This window comes from Streptomyces sp. NPDC001933 (genome assembly GCF_042890955.1).
GTDB lineage: Bacteria > Actinomycetota > Actinomycetes > Streptomycetales > Streptomycetaceae > Streptomyces.
This window is the reverse complement of record NZ_JBIASS010000019.1, coordinates 174,504-192,458: the sequence shown is the minus strand read 5'-3', so window position 1 is coordinate 192,458 and position 17,955 is coordinate 174,504. Positions and strand designations below refer to the sequence as shown.

General features: G+C 64.7%; 13 protein-coding genes and 1 pseudogene. 10 read left to right on the top strand and 4 right to left on the bottom strand.

Translation table 11 applies throughout. The annotated features are described in order from the left end of the window. Positions 1-51: 51 nt before the first annotated feature. Positions 52-1,068, bottom strand: a pseudogene (locus ACFYY7_RS35190) (sigma-70 family RNA polymerase sigma factor); the annotation flags it as partial. A 229-nt stretch (positions 1,069-1,297) separates the two neighbouring features. Between ACFYY7_RS35190 and ACFYY7_RS35185 the strand changes: the two are divergent. The 4 genes from ACFYY7_RS35185 to ACFYY7_RS35170 all read left to right on the top strand — a co-directional run bounded on the left by ACFYY7_RS35185 (position 1,298) and on the right by ACFYY7_RS35170 (position 9,090). Next, positions 1,298-2,956 carry an NERD domain-containing protein gene (locus ACFYY7_RS35185; protein ID WP_388667871.1) on the top strand — a complete coding sequence of 553 codons (1,659 nt, stop codon included), beginning with the start codon at positions 1,298-1,300 and terminating at the stop codon, positions 2,954-2,956. After that, positions 2,953-6,114 (top strand): helicase-related protein, encoded by a 3,162-nt coding sequence (locus ACFYY7_RS35180; protein WP_388667870.1) that lies wholly within the window; start codon positions 2,953-2,955, stop codon positions 6,112-6,114. Before ACFYY7_RS35185 ends, ACFYY7_RS35180 begins: the two co-directional genes overlap by 4 nt. After that, positions 6,074-7,990 carry a DrmB family protein gene (gene drmB / locus ACFYY7_RS35175; protein WP_388667869.1) on the top strand — a complete coding sequence of 639 codons (1,917 nt, stop codon included), beginning with the start codon at positions 6,074-6,076 and terminating at the stop codon, positions 7,988-7,990. Before ACFYY7_RS35180 ends, drmB begins: the two co-directional genes overlap by 41 nt. A gap of 107 nt (positions 7,991-8,097) precedes the next feature. Continuing rightward, the gene (locus ACFYY7_RS35170) at positions 8,098-9,090 is read left to right on the top strand and encodes a hypothetical protein (protein ID WP_388667868.1); all 993 of its coding nucleotides are present in this window, start codon (positions 8,098-8,100) and stop codon (positions 9,088-9,090) included. A 233-nt stretch (positions 9,091-9,323) separates the two neighbouring features. Here ACFYY7_RS35170 and ACFYY7_RS35165 read toward each other — a convergent pair whose 3' ends face one another. Further along, the gene (locus tag ACFYY7_RS35165; protein WP_388667867.1) at positions 9,324-9,983 is read right to left on the bottom strand and encodes an ATP-binding protein; all 660 of its coding nucleotides are present in this window, start codon (positions 9,981-9,983) and stop codon (positions 9,324-9,326) included. 200 nt (positions 9,984-10,183) lie between these two features. On the opposite strand from ACFYY7_RS35165, the gene ACFYY7_RS35160 reads away from it, so the two are divergent. The 3 genes from ACFYY7_RS35160 to ACFYY7_RS35150 all read left to right on the top strand — a co-directional run bounded on the left by ACFYY7_RS35160 (position 10,184) and on the right by ACFYY7_RS35150 (position 12,004). After that, entirely contained in the window at positions 10,184-11,032 is an 849-nt protein-coding gene (locus tag ACFYY7_RS35160) for a helix-turn-helix domain-containing protein (RefSeq protein ID WP_388667866.1), read from the top strand. Further along, the gene (locus ACFYY7_RS35155; protein WP_376414821.1) at positions 11,029-11,220 is read left to right on the top strand and encodes a DUF397 domain-containing protein; all 192 of its coding nucleotides are present in this window, start codon (positions 11,029-11,031) and stop codon (positions 11,218-11,220) included. The genes ACFYY7_RS35160 and ACFYY7_RS35155 overlap by 4 nt, the downstream gene beginning before the upstream one ends. Before the next feature lie 304 nt (positions 11,221-11,524). Next, positions 11,525-12,004, top strand: coding sequence for a hypothetical protein (locus tag ACFYY7_RS35150; protein ID WP_388667865.1), 480 nt, complete (start codon positions 11,525-11,527; stop codon positions 12,002-12,004). A gap of 3 nt (positions 12,005-12,007) precedes the next feature. On the opposite strand, the gene ACFYY7_RS35145 is transcribed toward ACFYY7_RS35150, so the two are convergent. Together ACFYY7_RS35145 and ACFYY7_RS35140 are read right to left on the bottom strand one after the other, a co-directional pair. Beyond that, positions 12,008-13,087, bottom strand: a complete 1,080-nt coding sequence (locus ACFYY7_RS35145; RefSeq protein WP_388667864.1) for a helix-turn-helix domain-containing protein — start codon at positions 13,085-13,087, stop codon at positions 12,008-12,010. Positions 13,088-13,337: 250 nt separating this feature from the next. Continuing rightward, positions 13,338-14,099, bottom strand: a complete 762-nt coding sequence (locus ACFYY7_RS35140; protein ID WP_388667863.1) for an LPXTG cell wall anchor domain-containing protein — start codon at positions 14,097-14,099, stop codon at positions 13,338-13,340. A gap of 243 nt (positions 14,100-14,342) precedes the next feature. Between ACFYY7_RS35140 and ACFYY7_RS35135 the strand changes: the two genes are divergently transcribed. The 3 genes from ACFYY7_RS35135 (at position 14,343) to ACFYY7_RS35125 (ending at position 17,847) form a co-directional block, all read left to right on the top strand. Continuing rightward, positions 14,343-14,654 (top strand): metalloregulator ArsR/SmtB family transcription factor, encoded by a 312-nt coding sequence (locus ACFYY7_RS35135; protein WP_351257289.1) that lies wholly within the window; start codon positions 14,343-14,345, stop codon positions 14,652-14,654. A gap of 210 nt (positions 14,655-14,864) precedes the next feature. Continuing rightward, positions 14,865-16,418, top strand: a complete 1,554-nt coding sequence (locus ACFYY7_RS35130; RefSeq protein WP_388667862.1) for a DUF4157 domain-containing protein — start codon at positions 14,865-14,867, stop codon at positions 16,416-16,418. Between the two features lie 193 nt (positions 16,419-16,611). Further along, on the top strand, positions 16,612-17,847 hold the full coding sequence (locus ACFYY7_RS35125; RefSeq protein WP_388667861.1) for an MFS transporter: 1,236 nt from the start codon (positions 16,612-16,614) through the stop codon (positions 17,845-17,847). The last annotated feature ends 108 nt before the right edge of the window (positions 17,848-17,955 follow it).

Below are 17,955 nucleotides of genomic sequence, written 5' to 3'. Positions count from 1 at the left end.
TCGCTCGGTCGCAACTGCGGGGTCCGATTCCAGATCGAGAGCGATACGGAGGTCCTGCATACCTCGGCGCTCGATTTGACGAATGCGCTCGCGCGTCACCCCAAGCCGGTCCCCCAGTGCTTCCAGCGTCCAGGTCTCCCCGTCCACGAGCCCGTGACGGTACAAGATCACGAGGAGCGTTCGTTCCGGCAGGATGCCCAGCAGGGGGCGGAGCTCCTCCAGAGCGAAGTACGACCGCAGGGCTTCATGGGGATCCGGCACGCCGCTACTTGCTCCGCTGAGCGCTCCCGCCGTTCCGGATGCCTCGAAGAGTCCGTCGAGCGACAGCACTCCGCGCATCAGCTTCAGGTACTCAACGACCTTTCTGTAATCCATATCGCACTCTGCCGCGAGATCCACCTCGTCCGGCACTTGGCCCAGGTTCTGGAACTTGCGTTGCGCCTTCCCTATCTTTCTCATTGACTCGCGCACATAGACGGGATATCGAATCACGGAACCGCAGTCCGCCACCCCACGGTCAGCTGATTGCCTGATCCACCACGTGGCATAGGTGGAGAACTTCAGCCCTCTTGTGACGTCGAATTTCTCCACGGCACGCATTAGACCAAATTCTCCGAACTGCACAACTTCCTGGCGCTCCAGCCCCTCCCCGTCAAAGAATCTGTCCTTCACAATCGAATAAATTAGCCCTTGATTATGTATCACCAACGCTTCGTAGGCGCGACGCGCTTCGCTCCTGTCCGGCAAACTGCGCACGTACCCCGTCGGCAAATCTCCGATCAGCGGCAGTCCTGACCGCAGGAGCAGGAAGAGACCTGCCTCCTCAACAGCGGTCAGGATCCGTTTCTGCGGCCTGCTGTTCCATCTGTCGCTGTCCAGGACCCGCCTCGCCGCCGAAATGGCCAAGTCGAGGTCCTGCAACGGTCGAGCCCCTTCGGCGACGCCAGAAGCGCTGTGCCGCCCGGCCAGCTCGTCGAGAGTGCCCTCCGTGCCGGCGACCTGGGCCTCGGGGTCCTCCCTTGACGCGCCGAGGTCTGCCGGGGTCACCGTCCACCCTTCGGCCTCCATCACGGAAGCCAGCGCATCTCGGGCATCGGCACCGAGGCACGCAGCGACAGCCACCTGCGAGACAGCGAAGTCGCGATCGACCCCCTCGGCCCTGAACCGACGCAGCAGCCGCTCGATCAGGTCCGAATCGACCGGATGCATACCCTTAATGGCTGCAAATCGATGCTCCGCCGTCATAGCTCCTCCCTGCGCACTTGCTCCGTGACTGTTCCCGAGTCATATCGCTATCTTGACCCTGTTGCTGCAACTGCGGGGAGAGTTGATGAGGATCGTTCCGAGCGAGATCTCGAGCAAGACCAGGAGCGCTGCGGAGCGAAGTGTCTTCGCTGCCCTCAAGGCCATACCCGACAAGGAGAGCGTGGCCCTGCACTCCGTGCATCTCCCGGCACACCGCTACAAGCGTGTCGGCGAGATCGACTTCGTAGTGATCACGCACCAGCTGATCCTGTTCATCGAGGTGAAGGGCGGAGGGGTCGCCTTCCGGGACGGCAAGTGGCACTACGGCGGGGGCAGTGGTCACGTGGACACGCGCGACGAAGGCCCATTCGAGCAGGCCAGCAGCGGCATGCACGAATTGGAACGAGAGTTCCGAAACACAGTCGACGGTCTCCGCGCCCGCGACGCGGTGGGGGGCTACCTGGTCATCACTCCAGACGTCGATCTCCCACCGATGACCACGTACGAACCCGAACAGTATCTTGGACGCACGGCCTACGCCGGTGGGCAGGGACTCGAAGCGGCAATTCGACGTGCTGGCCGCTACTGGCCCAGCAAGGGCAAGAACAGGTCTGCCATCTCCCCCATCTCCGCGCAGCTGCGCGGAGACATCGTGAAGGCCGTACGTCCCGACTTCGACCTGGTCCCCAACCTCCAGTCAAGGATCACTGACCTCGAGGTGACCTTCGAGCGCCTGACCACCGAGCAGTTGGTGCGCATCGACGAGTTGGAGGAGAACCCCCGGCTCATCTGGACGGGAGGCGCGGGAACCGGCAAGACGTTCCTCGCGGCCGAGGCCGCCCGCCGCAAGTCGGCGAGCGGAACCGTCCTCTTCACCTGCGCGAGTCGCACTCTGGCAGCACATGTCTCCGACATCTTGTCGGACGAGTCCATCGTCGTGCTCCCCTTCGATCGTCTCGACGAGATCCGAGGGCGCTCCTTCGACCACTTGATCGTTGACGAGGCACAGGACTTGATGAGATTCGAGCATCTGGGAAGGCTCGAGGAAGTCGTCGAAGGTGGGCTCGACAGAGGCCGATGGATCTTCATGCTCGATCGAAACAACCAGATCCTCTCTCCCGAGGGCTATGACCCCGAGGCATGGCAGTACCTTCGCGAACTGGGCACAACCTCGGCTTCGTTGACGCGAAACTGTCGCAACACCAAGCAGATCGTGAGACAGGTACAGCGCTACACGGGTGCCGATCTGGGAGTCGCGATGGCGGGACAGGGAGAGCAGGTGACCTTCGCCAAGGTCTTCTCCAGAGAAGACGAAGCGTCATCTCTGGACGAGCACCTGGATCGCCTTCTGGGCGACGGCGTTGCTCCCCGGGACATCACTCTCGTGTCGTCATCCGGCGATTGGGCCAGCACTTCTGCCCGGCTCTCCCGCCGCTTCTCCAAGATCGATCGCTACGCAGAAACAATCGGGTCCGGTCGGTCGAGGAATCGCATTACCTGGTCCTCCGTGGTGGACTTCAAAGGCCTCGAGAACCAGGTGGTATGCCTCATTGACCTCGATCCCGAAGCCCTCGAAGGTCGTCTCGACTCCGTCTACGTCGCATGGACCCGGGCTCGCGCACACTTGTGGATCGCCACCCTGCCCGGCGTCAGCCGCGTACTGAGAGACATGGGCACTGCCGCGCTCGAGAGAGAAGGTGCGACGGGATGACTGCCTCGGAGCTGGAACTCGCCACGTATCGCGAGGAATTCGTCAAGTACCTGCGCAGACAGCTCGTCGGCCCGGGACCTGACGCGGAGGAAGTGCTCGTCGACCCCCCGGACCGGCGCTATCTCATGGGCACTCTCTATCCACGCGGCACAGAATTCCACGATCGCACGTCGGCCGCCGGCGAACAGGAGCTGTCCGAGGATGCCGCAGGCGTCGGTGAAGAGGACGGCTTCGCTGACGATCCCGTGGCCGAGGCGAATGCCTGGATGCCCTCATCACTCGGATTCTCGTTCTTCACCAACGCTGCTGCCATCACGGTGACTTGCTCCGCTGCCCGCTACGAGACACAGCGCAAGGGTGGACGCAGGATCTGGGTCAGGCTTCCCGCCCGTGCCCAAACGGTCCGGATCGACCAGGGATCGATGAGCGGAGAGCGAGTGCTGGAAGGCCACGCGCGCCTCCACGTCCGCTGGCGACACCACGGCGTGGGCCACCTCGTCACCTGTGTACTCGCGAACGCTCACCACGAGGACGAGGACCCCCGGAATTCCTGGAACCTCATGCTCTTCCAGGCAGGACTCGAGGTGACGACCGTCGACGGAAGAGTCCTCGAGTACCCGAGTACGCGACTCAACAGTCGGGATCCCGAAGAGGAGGAGCTCCGGGTTCAGTACCGACACATCGTGACGCGGGCCATCGGGCACGGCTGCGCTGTCGAGTGGAAGGAGTCGGACGAGGAAGTCACTTCCCTCCGCGCGGAAGTCATGCCGCGCCAAGTTGTCGACCACGTCCGCCCCGATGGCCCGGCAAACCTGCCAGTGCTCAATCTCTCGCGCCTGTACCGGCGGGACCTTCCTGTCGAGACGTTGCGCGCCGATCTCGAATTGTTCGTCGCAGGCTATCGCGCCTGGTACGAAGCACGTGTGGCCGAGGCGTCGACGAACCTCCCACAATGGGCTCAGGAGCCCGCCCGACGCATCCTTGCGCGTGTCGAAGCCGCAGTCCAGCGCATGGAGTCCGGGATCGAGGTCCTCGCCAAGGCGAACGCTGCCGGAGAGCACGCCCGAGAGGCGTTCCGGTTGGCGAACCGAGCCATGGCGCTGCAGATGCTGCACAGCCGAAGTGAGTTGGCGGGATCGCGACGCCGCAGGAACGACAACGTCGTCGAAATTTCCGAACCGGATACCGAAGCGGCTTGGCACCCCTTCCAGCTCGCCTTCTTCCTGCTCGTCATCGAAGGGCTCGTGAACCCCAACCACGATGACCGCGACACAGTCGACCTCATCTGGTTCCCCACAGGCGGTGGCAAGACCGAGGCGTATCTACTCACGGCATGCTTCGAGATCGCCTGGCGTCGGTTGCGCTACGAGTCCAAGGGCGGTGGTACCGCTGTCATCAGCCGATACACGCTCAGCCTCCTCACCACCCAGCAGTTCCAGCGAACGGCGACGGCCATCTGCGCTCTGGAGTACATGCGCCTTGGGCATGACGGTCCCGAGGCGGAAGCGCTGGGAGGCGAACCGATCACCGTGGGCCTCTGGGTCGGCAGGGACACGACACCGAACAAATACGTCGAGGCAGAGGCAGCCTTCCGCGAACTCAAGCAAATGAACGAGCCCGACGACAGATTCCTCCTGGAACGCTGCCCCTGGTGCGGAACCGAGATCGTCCCGCAGCGCCACACCCGCGACAGTGACTTCGGAATCTCGGCAGACTCCGTCAGCTTCGCCTTCTTCTGTCCTCGGGAAACTTGTGTATTCCACGATCGGCTACCGGTCTCCGTGGTCGACCAGCACATCTACGAGCAACCGCCCACCTTCCTACTCGGCACCGTGGACAAGTTCGCGCGACTGGCCTGGGAACCGGAGGCCGGTCACATCTTCGGCGGGCAGGGCATGCGCAGACCGTCGCTGGTCATCCAGGACGAACTCCATCTGTTGGCCGGCCCGCTGGGCACGACCGTCGGTCTTTACGAGGCAGCGGTCCTGGAGCTATGCGCGTGGGACGGCATCAGGCCTAAAGTTATCGCGTCGACGGCAACGATCCGCCGATCGCAAGAACAGATCCAGAGCCTCTACGGTCGCCGGACACAGCTCTTCCCGCCAGCGGGAACCGATGCCCGCTACTCATATTTCGCCTCCCCCGACCACAAACGTCCGGGGCGACTCTACGTCGGCGTCATGGCTCAGGGACATACGGCCTCCACCGGAACTGTCCATGTCGGTGCGGCGGCCCTCCAAGCCCCCAACGACATACGCGACACTGACGAGCTGCGCGACGCCTACTGGACTCTGGTCGCCTATCACAACAGTCTTCGCGAACTCGGACGCACCGTCACGATCGCAAGGGACGACATCCCGGCCAGGCTGGAGCATCTGACACACGACGAATCCACCCGCCGCGAACTTCCTGACCACTCGGTTGTCGAACTGACGAGCAACATCCCCCGTGCGTCGCAGCCCAGACTGCTCGATCGTCTCGGCCGGGCGTTCACGGACAATGAGAGCGTCTCCTTTCTTGCGACGACCAACATGTTGTCCGTCGGGGTTGACGTACCGCGCCTGGGTCTGATGCTCATGAACGGTCAGCCAAAGACAACCTCCGAATACATTCAGGCAACCAGCCGAGTCGGCCGCCGTACGGTTCCGGGATTGATCGTCACCCTTTTCCGATCGAGCAAGCCTCGCGACCGTTCTCACTACGAGTCCTTCGGGGTCTATCACTCCTCGCTCTATCGACACGTGGAGCCCACGAGTGTCACACCGTGGTCGCCGCCGTCCCGGCTTCGAGCGCTCCACGCGGCACTTGCCATCCTCGTACGTCACGGCATAGGGCTGAGCTCCGAGGACAGTGCCGGGGACGTGCTCGACCACAAGGGAGAGGTGCAGCGGGTGCGGGATCGCATCGTGGCTCACGTGCAGAGCTCCGATCCCGGCGAGAGCGAGGCGGCACGAAAACAACTGGACGAGCTGATCGAGGAGTGGTTGCAGGAGGCTGCCATCGCCCGCGGAGGGGGAAGCCGCCTCTACTACCGGCCGCAGGGGCTCGGGCACATGTCGCTGTTGACCGATTTCGGGAAGCAGCAAGGACTTTGGGAGACCGCTCAGTCCATGAGAAATGTCGACCGGGAATGTCTGGTCGCGGTCAGGGGGGCGTGACGAGATGAAGGACATTAGGCGGAAGGTCCGAAGGACACAGACAATCACTCCGTTCGGTGTCGGTGGCATCATCGACCTGCAAGGAGAGTCATTCGTCGCCGCTGATATACGCAGTTGGGGAAACCAGGGTGATCCGGTGGACTCTCCCCGGCTGGCCCGGAAATTGGGAGTGAGGGGGTTTCGCTCAGCGGCAGTAATCCCTTCGGGGAAGGCCCAGTACGTGTCTCGCCGCGGTCCGGGGTATGTGCGCTTTCCTCGTTGGCTGTTCTGCCCGAAGTGCAGGGTCATGACCCTGTGGCGTCACGAAGCGGAGCAGAGGGACAAGCCCCCCAGATGCGGCCGGTGCCCAAACTCGCCTCAGCTGGCCCCCATGCGTTTCATCCAGGTTTGCAGAGACGGGCACATGGGCGATGTCGATTGGCAGCGATGGGCGCATTCACGCGCCGAAGGCCACGATCAACGTCAATGCCGGGTAAAGAGCCTCAAGTTTGTCGCAACGCCGGATTCCTCCGGCCTCGACGCCCTGAAGGTAATGTGCTTCGTTTGTGGCGCGTATCGGACTCTCGAGGGAATCAGCCAGAAGCACGTACTGAAGCAGATCGGCGTGCGCTGCTCAGGGAGCCAGCCCTGGCAAAACCCCGACGAGGGCAGCGATTGCGAGGAGACGCCTCGCGCAGCCCAGCGCGGCGCTTCCAACGTTTACTTCCCGCTGGTCCATTCCGCCATCGAGATCCCTCCTCCGTCAGATCTCGACACGGATGACGAGGCAGCTCGAAGGGTCATGGCCCACAGCATGTGGGAAGAACTCATCGAAACCGGTGACGCACCCGCCACAGATGTGATCGTCAAGCACATCGCGAAGAGGTGTGACGTCTCTGCAGAGTTCGTCGAAAATTTGTGGCGAGCCCACACGGCCGATACGTCAGCAAGGCCAGAGGTCAATTCTGCGATTGAGGACCTCAGCATCGCCGAATGGGCAGCGTTCACTTCCTCCGAATCCGAGAAGGACTCCACGGCCGACTTCGCCGTCAGGCAGGTGGGCCTGGGTACGCACGTGGACGATCCTGTCTCCCTCCAATTGCTCCACCACCGCGTCGGGCTGGTTGTGGTGGCAGACCGAATCCGCGAGGTCAGGGCGCTCGAAGGGTTTTCCCGATACGAGTCGGAGGGCCGCGAACGCCTCGTATCTGTCAATCCCGTGGCCCGCGCCCAGTGGTTGCCCGCCGTGGAGTCGTACGGGGAAGGCATCTTCATCTCGTTCAACGAGTATGCGCTCAGGGAGTGGGAATCCTCGGCAGCCGTTTTGCGCTGGGTCGAGGGGATCGAGGGTAACCTCGAGGCCTCCTTCCAGATCGAAAGACTCCGAGAAAAGACAGGCCCCCGGCTGCTGCCAAGATTCGTCATGCTGCACACACTGGCGCATCAGTTCATCCGCCAACTCTCCTACGACAGTGGGTACAACGCGGCGTCTCTGCGCGAACGCGTCTACGCCAGAAGCCATCCAATTGGGAGCCAGAACCCCCAGCAGGCCGGCATTTTCATCTACACGGCGGCCGGAGATTCGGAGGGGACGCTTGGTGGTTTGGTCCGCCAAGGCATGCCTCCTCACCTGACGGACACGATGATTCGCCTCCTCGAGTCGGCCCAGTGGTGCTCTCAGGACCCACTGTGCGCCGACCCTACGGGGCGTTCTCTGGCGAATCTCAACAGAGCGGCTTGCCATGCGTGCACGCTGCTCCCCGAAACGTGTTGCGAGATCGGAAACACACTACTGGACCGCATCCTTCTTATTGGCGATGGGCAGGTGGAAGGTTTCTTTCGGCCAGTCATCCAGGCCGCTTTCGAAGAGTCCGCCGTTGCCGTCGATGCGCCATGAGACTCCCCAATCTCCTCGATTTGACGCCAGATCAGCACGCGGTAATCGATCTCCCTTTCGGGGGTCGGCATCTGGTCACAGGCCCCCAAGGTTCCGGCAAGACCGTCATGGCCGTCTACAGGGCCTGGATGCAGGCCACAGCAGGCCGCCCCGTCACCCTGATCACTCGTTCCAATCTCCTCAGCCAATACACCGCACATTCCTCCCACCGCCTATCCGAAGGATTTCGCGTCGCCACATTTCATCGCTGGCTGCGCGAATTCTGGAACAGAAATTTCCAAAACGAACCGCCGACAGACGGAACGGACGAATGGAGTTACAACTGGCCTCGAATGCAAATCGAGTGCCTGCGACACCGACCAGAACTTCCGGGCGACCTGGTCATCGATGAGGGACAGAACCTGCCGCAACAGTTCTACGAACTCTGCAGCATCCTCGAAAGTCATGTCACTGTTTTCGCGGACGGATTCCGAAGCCTCGAAGGGGATCAAGTGACTCTTGCTGACATCAGCAAGGGACTCGAAGTCGATGCAGATGCTATTTCGTTGCGGAAGAATCACCGCACTACACGCGAGATCGCCCTCCTGGCGGACCATTTCCGAGTAAACGATGACCTCGTGGACGCCAGCCCTCCCGACCGAGCCGGCGGTATCCCACACCTGATGCACTGTTCCTCGGGACGGCCATTTATAGTGCAGCTCGCCCAATACATTTCTAGTCGCCCCGAGTGCACTGTGGGAATCGTCTGCAAAACCGTTGAACTTCAGCGTGAAATCCATCGCCAGCTCGCGGGCCAGGGCCTCGAATCCTCGGTCCAGTCCTACATATCGGGCGACAGGAATCGATCGACAGTTGATTTCGCTTCGCGCAGGATCCACATCGTAAACGCCGTGAGCATGAAAGGGCTCGAATTCGATATTGTCTTCGTTCCGGATCTGGACAGCTACGTTGACGACCACACGGGCGCAGCGGCGCGTGAGCGATTCCATGTCCTGTGCATGCGTGCACGGCAGGAATTGAACCTTGTCCATTACGGCGCTCGAGAACCTGAGATCGTCGCGGACGTACCCACGTACCTGCTGGGACGGCGAACCATCTGATCCCGTCACCCACGCATTGATCCGCAACACCGACCACGCATTTCATCTTTCTTCCGCCGTCCAGGAGGCGTGAACCGGTTTGATCAATGCGTTTCCGCGCATCGCAGCCTCGACAACGCTTCGGAGCAGGCACGCCCGCCTTGCGCAAGGAGGCGCCAACAGCAGCCCGTCACGGTCGCCGAACGATGCGCCCACCGAGGTCTTCACGAGGCCCTGCCGATCTGATTGCCCGGTCATCCGGACGACCTGAGCTCGGCCTCGAAGTGTGTCTGGGCGCGGTCCAGCGCCTCGTCGGGGTCGCGCCCGTGCGCGCGCAGCCAGTGGAGGAGGTCGGAGATCAGATCGATCGCCGCCTCCTCGTGGGCCGCGACGCCCGCTCGCCCCGGTCCAGGAAGCTCGCCCTCCCGGCCGCCCGCGTAGAGCGTCAAGCACGCCTCGCTCTTGGCGACCTTCGGGTTGTCGACATGACCACCGGCCGAAGTGAGGGGCGTGGCCAGGTCGCACCAGACCAGCTTGGACTCCGCGCCAAGAATCACGCCCCACCCTTCCGACAAGGCGTCCAGCATCGCCAGGCCACGCCCCGACTCGTCGTCGGGGCCGGCGAGCAAGAGTGTGGGAAGGGCTCGGGTGTCCGGGTCACGCAGTGCGACACGCAGGTGCGTGTCGTTCATCTCAACCGTGAGCGTGCTCGGTGTCCCGGCACCAACATGCCTGATCACATTCGCCACCAGTTCGCTCACACAGATCTCCGCGACATCGGCCACGTCCGACAGCCCCCACAATCGCAGGTGCAGTCGCACGACTCGTCTCAGCCCAGCGACCTCTTCGGGCTCCGCCAGGAAGGGCAGCTCCCAGGGCTGTCGCGTCATGCAGCCGTCGATCCCGTTCACCACGAGCGCACGCCTTTCGCCGGAGCGAGAACCCGCGCCTCACCCTTCGTGAAGTGCGGTGACTCACAGTCGTACCGCAACAGAGAATGCCAAGCTCCGATCCCTTCATGCAATGTGCACGGTGAGATTCGCTCCTTCGGGTGATTGGCCGACGCCGCCAATTCCGATGGGATGGAACCCTCGTTACGCAAAGGGGAGTTGAAGTGGCCGGTTCACCCACAGCACGTCGTCGCCGACTGGCGATCGAGCTCAAGAAGCTCCGCGACGAGAGCGGCCTGACCTGCAACCAGGTTGGCAATGAACTCGACTGGAGCGGCTCCAAGGTCAATCGTCTGGAGACGGGCCAGGGCCGGGTGCAGCCCTCGGACGTGGATGCTCTCTGCCGCTTCTACGGAACGGCCGACGCGCTGCGCGAGCTGCTGAAGTCCCTGGCCAAGGAATCGAAGACCAAGGGCTGGTGGCACGCCCACGGAGACGCGGTGCCGTCGTGGTTCTCGGTGTATGTGGGCCTGGAGCAGGCCGCCTCCGATCTCCGCAGCTACCAGGGGGAGTTCATCCCCGGCCTGCTCCAGACCTCGGAGTACGCAACCGAGCTGAGCCGCGCCTCGGCCGACCTTTCGGACGACGAGATCCAGCGCCTGGTCGACGTACGCATGCGTCGGCAGCAGCTTCTGACCACCGAAACCCCTCCGGATCTCTGGGCAGTGATCCACGAGAGCACCCTCAGACATGTCGTGGGAGATCGATCCGTCATGGCGGGGCAGCTCGGACGAATCCTGGAGATCGCGAGGCTCAGGAACGTGACCGTGCAGGTCCTGCCGTACGACGCCGGGGCCTACCCCGTCACCGGCCCGTTCACGGTCCTCGGGTTTCCGGAGCAGGAAGATCCGGACGTCGTGTATCGCGAAGGCCTGACCGACTCGGTCTACCTCGAAGGCGCTGCGGATGTCAGCCTGTACGTGAAGGCATTCGACCACCTCAGGGCACTGGCTCTCAGCCCCGAGCGTTCGAGCTCACTGATCCGCAGAACCCTGAAGGAGCACTCTCCGTGAACCAACCTGCCATCACCCCGAAGTGGCGGAAGAGCAGCTACAGCAACGGCACGGGCGGCGAGTGCGTCGAGGTCGCCGACCTGCAATCGGCAGTCGGCGTGAGGGATTCCAAGCAACCCTGCCGGCCCCACATATCCGTACGTCACAGCGCATGGACACGGTTCGTCGCTTCTCTACGCACTCCGTAGTCCGGCGTCCGACGCGGCATCGCGCAGGAGCCGAAGACGCGAGACGCTGAGGCTCTCGGCCAATAGGGCTGCCTGTGTTGCGTTGATCCGAGCGAAGCGTCCTCGCCGCGGCAGGCGATCGGGTCCAGCGAGGGGCGGCGTCGCTCCGCGCACCCCGCAGCACACTCCACGCTCCCTCGGTACGAGGATGATCACCGTCCGCCCGTAGATGCGGCGGCAGAGGGGTGGGGTTGGCATGGGCGCAGGGTTTGGCATGGGTGGTGTCGGCAGTGGTCGTCGTGATGCGTTGGGCAGGCTGGGTTTCGTGCTGCTTGCTCTGCTGTCGCTGTTCGGGTGTGTGCCTGGGCAGTACGCGGATGTACCGGCCGTCACCAGGGTCTCGGCTGCGGAGATCGTCGGGACCTGGCAGTGCGTCGACGGCACGGAAATCACCATGCGGGCCGACGGCACCGCCGTCGTGAAACAACTCGACGGGCAGGAATTCGACTTCGACGAGCAATGGCGGATGTCCGGCACCGGGACGTGGGAGCTGACCGACCGGCCCATGGGCTGGAGCGACGGCCAGCATGTGTCCTTGAGCGTCACCCGGCGCACGTCGTCGACATGGCGCGAGGCAACAGGTGCAGCGGACGAGACGGTCAGCGGCGATGGCTCCAGGGAGCCCGCTCCGGGATCGTACAGATGGACCCTGGAGCTGGAGCGACGAGAAGGAGGGTTGGCTCTGTACTTCTTCTTCAGCGACCCCGACAGCCGCAACACGTACGTCCTGGAGAAGGCGCGGTAGCCGTCAGGCTTCGCCTGGCAGGGCCGGTGGTGTTGCGTTGATGCGTGCGAAGCGTTCTCGCCATGGGAGGTGGTCGGGCTCCGGTGAGGGGGCTTCGGAGTACATGGCGTTTGCTGCAGCCAGGCGGCACGGGGTGCATTCCGTCTCGTCCAGCAGGGGGCGGAAGGTGTGTTTCTCGCCCGGGGCCTGGCATTCGATCAGATCGCGGGGGCGGGCGGGTTCGTAGGACTGGATGGGCGTGCGGGGCTCGGGGAGTTTTTGGGCGAGGCGGTAGCGGAGGAAGCCGACGGCCGAGCGCACACCTTCTGCCGGGCGTTCGGCGAGCAGGGCGTGGCGCAGGTCGGATTCGCTCAGGCCGCGCTCCAGCCACTTGACCGCCTCGACGGCCAGCTTCGCGGCCTCGCGTACGCCCAGGTGCAGTTCGCGGCGGGAGTGGCGCAGGGAGAGCAGGACGCGTTCGGCGCGGGCCAGTTGGGCGGCGTCGGCTGTGGAGGCCGGGCGCCTCGGTTCGGGGATTTCGGAGGGCTCGGAAGGCTCGGGGGTTTCGGAGCGCTCCGAGGGGTCGGGGAGTTCGGAGGGCTCGGAAGGCTCGGAAGGCTCGGAAGGCTCGGGGGCTTTGGAGGGTGGGTGGGGAGTGGTTTTATCACTGTGGTCTTCTACCGGTTCATAGCCACCGGCCGTCCGAGGAGCCGGTGCACCGACCGTCGGAGAGTGCGTACTCGGTGGCCGGGGAGCGGGCAGCGGGAGTGGTGGGGTGCCTCCGCGTAAGCGGCACGCCTGGTCGGTCGTCAGGGGGTTGTTCGCTACCAGTTGCTCGGTGATCCAGCGGCCACCGTCGCTCTGGCTGCGCCACTCGTGTACGTAACCGTTCTCGACCAGCTGTTGCTTCGCCTTCTGGTACGCGCGGCCCTTGATGCCCATCTTCTGGGCCAGTTCGCTCAAGGGCCTGAAGGTGGTGTTGTCGGGGAGGCTCTGCACGTACAGGAGCAGGAGCTTCGCGTCGCTGTTCAGACGCGGGTGGCGGATGACATCGTTCGATGCCTTCGTATAGCGCGCGGAGGGCGCGATAGCATGGCGCAGCATTTCCGGTGGCTCCTGTCCACTGGTGGTGTAGGCCCTCGGAAATGGTGTTGGCGCACCGCCGGGGGCCGCTCCATGTGCGCTTGAGCACACGGAGTGTGATTGCCTCGTCACCGTACAGCACTTTCTTCATGTCCCGCCACGTGTACGGGACTTCGCTCCGGCCTACGTCGTGGAGCTCCTCGCACGTACCGCTGCCCCCGCACTCGTCGCGGAGTGCGGGGGCAGCGGGGTAGCCGGGCAGCGGTGCGTATCAGTGCTGCTGCTGCGCCTTACGGCGGCGGATTGCCAGGAAGGCGCCTGCGGCGACGAGTGCGGCGGCGGCTGCGGACAGCAGGCCGACCGGTGCTCCCGTGCCGGTCTCGGCGAGGTTGCCTTCGTCGTGCGCGGACGGCGACGACGACGCGGCGGACGGGGCAGCCGAAGCCGGCGGGGTGGAGTCGGCGCCCGCGGGGGTGGATGCGGTGGGCGCCTCGGTCGGCTGCGCCGGGCCGGACGGGGAAGAGGGCGAGGAGGACGGCTTGGCGGGGGTCGACTCGGAGGCGGAGGGCGTCGGCTTACCGCCGCCCGGCTTGCCGCCACCGGGCTTCTCGTTGCCGGGCTTCCCCTCGCCGCAGTCGGTCCAGAAGACCTTGTGCTTGGCCTGGCCGTGTTCGCCGTCGAAGTTCCAGAACAGCTTGTAGTGGCCGTCGGGCAGGGACTGGTCCGGCGTACGGCCATGGCCCTCGGCGTCGAGCGTCAGCGAACCGGACTTCACGGTTTCGCCCTTGACGTGGGCGGTGGGGGCCCACGCCTCGATGTGCCAGTCGACCTTCTGGGTGCCGTCGAACCCGAAGGCGTCGAGGTAGAAGGTGCACACGTGCGGCTCGTTCTTGCGGAGCTCTTCGCCGGTCTTGGCATCGTGAATCTTCACGGTGCCGTTGTCCCCGGGAGCAGTGGCATGGGCGGCAGGGGCGAGCAGTATCGCCGCTGCGACGGCAGCTGTGAGCGTGCCTGCGGAAGCAAGTGTGCGCATAGTTATCCAACGGTGAGAGATGGGCTTCCGTGGGGGGCACCTCAGCCTCCTGCGACCTCATGAGTCCGTCAAGGCACATTGATACATCTATGTCGGCTAACACATCATTCGCCCCACTGTTCTCACATAACAATCGAGGACGAGGGGGGCGAGACGTCCAGTCGATATGTTTGATTTGACTTGGCTCTATATATCTAGAAAGCTAGATGCGTATCGTAGAGAGGTTCGTGGAGAGGTGGAGCGGTGGACCCGCTGGCCGTACACAAGGCGCTCGCCAATCCGGCGCGCCTGCAGTTCATGCAGTGGCTGAGGGAGCCGGAGAAGTACTTCGACGAGGACTCCTACCGGCAGCAGGGGCTCGGCTTCCACATCGGGGTGTGCGTCGGTGACATCCAGAAGCGGGCCGGGCTGGCGCAGTCGGTGGTCTCCGGGTACCTCCAGACCCTGAAGGACGCAGGGCTGCTCGTCTCGGAGCGCATCGGCAAGTGGACGTACTACCGGCGCAACGAGCCGGTGATCGCCGAGTTCGCCGCGTACGTGCGTGACGAGTTGTAGGTCGCCCCGCCCCGCCGCGCGTGCAGCGAGAGGGCACGAAGAGTGCCCCCGGGTCTTCCCTCCCGGGTCTCTCGCCGTGACCGGGCGGGCTGACATTCTGGGCGGGCGGTGTTGTGCCGTGCCCGCACCGACGCCTCCACCACTGCGTCTGCCCCTGCTTCCGCCCCTGACCCGTAACGCTGTCGACGAGTACTGCCGGAAGGAGCGAGCTTGCGAGCCCGTGTCTCGGCCTCGGACCTTGAGAGCCGGAAGAGCCAGAAGAGTGAGAGCCGGAAGTCCGACTCAGCGGCGTCGACGCATGTCGACGGCGCCGGAGTCCCCGAACTCTCGCCACTGCAGCGCGCCGTCGGCAACTCGGTCGTCCTGCGCATGCTTCAGCAGGAGAAGGAACAGGGGCAGGGGGGCGAGGCGTCCGTTCAGCGTTCCTCGGTCCACGATGTTCTACGGAGGCCCGGCAGGCCCCTGGACGGGTCGATGCGGCGGGAGATGGAGAGCCGGCTCGGCGCCGACTTCGGCGACGTACGTGTGCACACCGACAGCGCCGCCCGCGCATCCGCCGCGGAGGTGGGCGCCCACGCGTACACCTCGGGCAGCCACATCGTGCTCGGGGACGGCGGCGGCGACCGGCACACCCTGGCGCACGAGTTGACGCACGTGATCCAGCAGCGCCAGGGGCCGGTCTCGGGTACCGACAACGGGGCCGGACTCCGGATCTCCGACCCCGGTGACCGCTTCGAACGCGAGGCCGAGGCCAACGCCACCCGCGCGCTCGCGGGGCCGGTGCCGTCCGTCGAGCACGCTTCGGAACAGCCGGCGGGCAGGGCGCACGTCGGCGGTGAAACCGAGTTGCAGCGTCGCATCGTGGAGATCAAGAAGGGCACCCCGGGCACAGCCGAAACGGCCCTGTTCGAGGGCTTCTTCGGGGCCGTCGACAGGGCGGTGGAGTGGGCCTACAACTACGTGACCACCGCCCCGCAACTGGGCCCGCTCAGTGACTACGACGGCTACACGAAGCGTTGGGTCGAGGTCTGGCAGGACTTCCATGCCAACGGCCGGAGCGGCGGCATCTCCAAGGAGTTCGGTTACGCGATCGAATCCGTCGCCCAGGCCCGCCTGGAAGGCGCCGGACAGCCCACGCTCCCCGCGGGGACGTACTTCGCCACGCAGGTGACGTTCGGCTCCACCCGGCCGGACTACGTTCTGTACTCGCAGGGGAATCCCATCGGGGCCGTGGACATCACCGCCACCGCCAGCGAGGGCCACGTCCTGAACAAGACCAGCTGGGACGCCCTGTTCCCGCAGTTCGGCGAGTCCGTCTACCTGTCGCTCGACCCCACCGTCATCGCCGGGATGAAACTGGCCAACGCCAATGCCGCGCCCCTCACGCAGCAGCAGGCCGACCAGCTGAAGCAGCAGGCCGCGGCGAACCGCGCCATGTGGGAGGGGAACTGGCAGCAGATGGGCGTCTCCTTCAAGGAGGACATGCAGCGCGCGGGAATCGTGAACGCCGCGGGCCGGGTGAAAGGCGGCGGCGATGCGGTCGTCCGCGAGGAGCAGCGTCGCAACGCCGTCTTCGCCTGGATGATGGAGAAGCTGGGCGTCGACGCCGCCACCGCGCAGAGCAACGCCACGGTCATGCTGCTCAAGTTCAACCCGAGTTGGCCCGACTCATTCTCCTGCAACTACTCCACGGGAAGTGTGTCCCGCGGCGAGGCGTTCCTGACCTCGGTGTTCCCGAAGTGGCAACAGAGCCAAGAGAATTGACGGCGCACCGACCGACCGACCACCCATTGACCACGGCCTCCGCCTCAGCCCCTGTGTTGCGTCAGGCGTTCATCGATATATGACGCTCGACCGAGGGGCGGGCCGGCCGGGCATCCCATCCCCACGATGCAACCCACCCCCATGATGCAATGCATCTACTTTTCTAGATTTATGAAAGGTTCAGATCCTTCCGATGAGAAAGACCTCCCTCACCGTCCTCGTACTCGCCCTCGGCGTGTTCGGGATCATCACCACCGAGATGGGCATGGTCGGCGTGCTCCCCCAGGTGTCGACCGAGCTCGGCGTCACACCGTCCACCGCCGGCTGGCTCGTCGGGGTGTTCGCCCTGGTCATCGCGGTGTCCGGGCCGTTCACCACGCTGCTCGCCTCCGGCATCGACCGCAAGAAGGTGCTCGCCGCCGCGATCGCGGTGTTCGCCGTCTCCAACGCCGTCTACGCGCTCACCACTCAGTACGAGGTGATGCTCGCCTTCCGCATCGTCCCCGCCCTGTTCCATCCCGTGTTCTTCGCGGTCGCACTCGCCACCGCCGCTCGGCTGGTACCGGCGAAGGACGCGACCCGGGCCACGACGACCGTGTTCGCCGGTGTCACCGTCGGCTTCGCGTTCGGCGTGCCGTTGACGTCGTACCTCGCCGAGCACCTGTCCCTGGCGTCGGCCTTCTGGTTCGGGGCGCTCGTCAACCTGATCGCCTTCCTGGGCATCCTGCGATTCGTACCGCCGATGCCGGTCGGGCGAGGACAACGCGTCTCCTACGGTGCGCAGTTGAGCGTCCTCAAGCGGCCCCGGATGTGGCTGACCATCACGTCGGTCGTCCTCGTCTTCGCCGCGATGTTCTCGGTGTACGGCTACTTCGCCGAGTACCTGGGCCAGGTCACGCACATGGACGGAACGTGGGTCAGCGCCATGCTGATGGCGTTCGGCATCGTGATGATCCTCGGGAACTTCGCCTTCGGCAGCCTGCTGCGTCGCGGCCTCGTCCGCACCGTCGTCGCGTACCCGGTGCTGTGCCTGCTGGTCTATGTCCTTCTGTACGCCGCCGGGCCGATGTTCGCCGCGATGGTTCCGGCGGTCCTGATCTGGGGTGCCGTGCATTCGGGCGGGCTCATCGTGAGCCAGAGCTGGCTCGGGCTCGACGCGAGCGATGCGCCCGAGTTCGGCAACAGCCTCTTCATCTCGTTCTCCAACCTCGGCATCACCGTCGGGACCGCGGTCGGCGGCTGGGTGCTGGCCGAGCACGGTGCGCGGCAACTTCCCTGGGCGGGAGCCGGGTTCGCGATCGCCGCGCTGGTCGTCATGGCCTTGCGGTTGAGGCTGGGGAAGGGGCTGGGGCGCGGCAGGGAGCGGCGGGTGGCCGAGGGCGAGGCCGAACCGTCGGAGCTCGCGAGCGCCAGGGAGGGGCGGGCCTGAGCCCGGGGAGGGGCGGACCTGAACGGATCGGTCAGCGGGGGCCAGCGGCCGTCAGCTGCCAGCTGCCAGCTGCCACAGCATTGCCGAACATGCCGCGAGCATGACAAG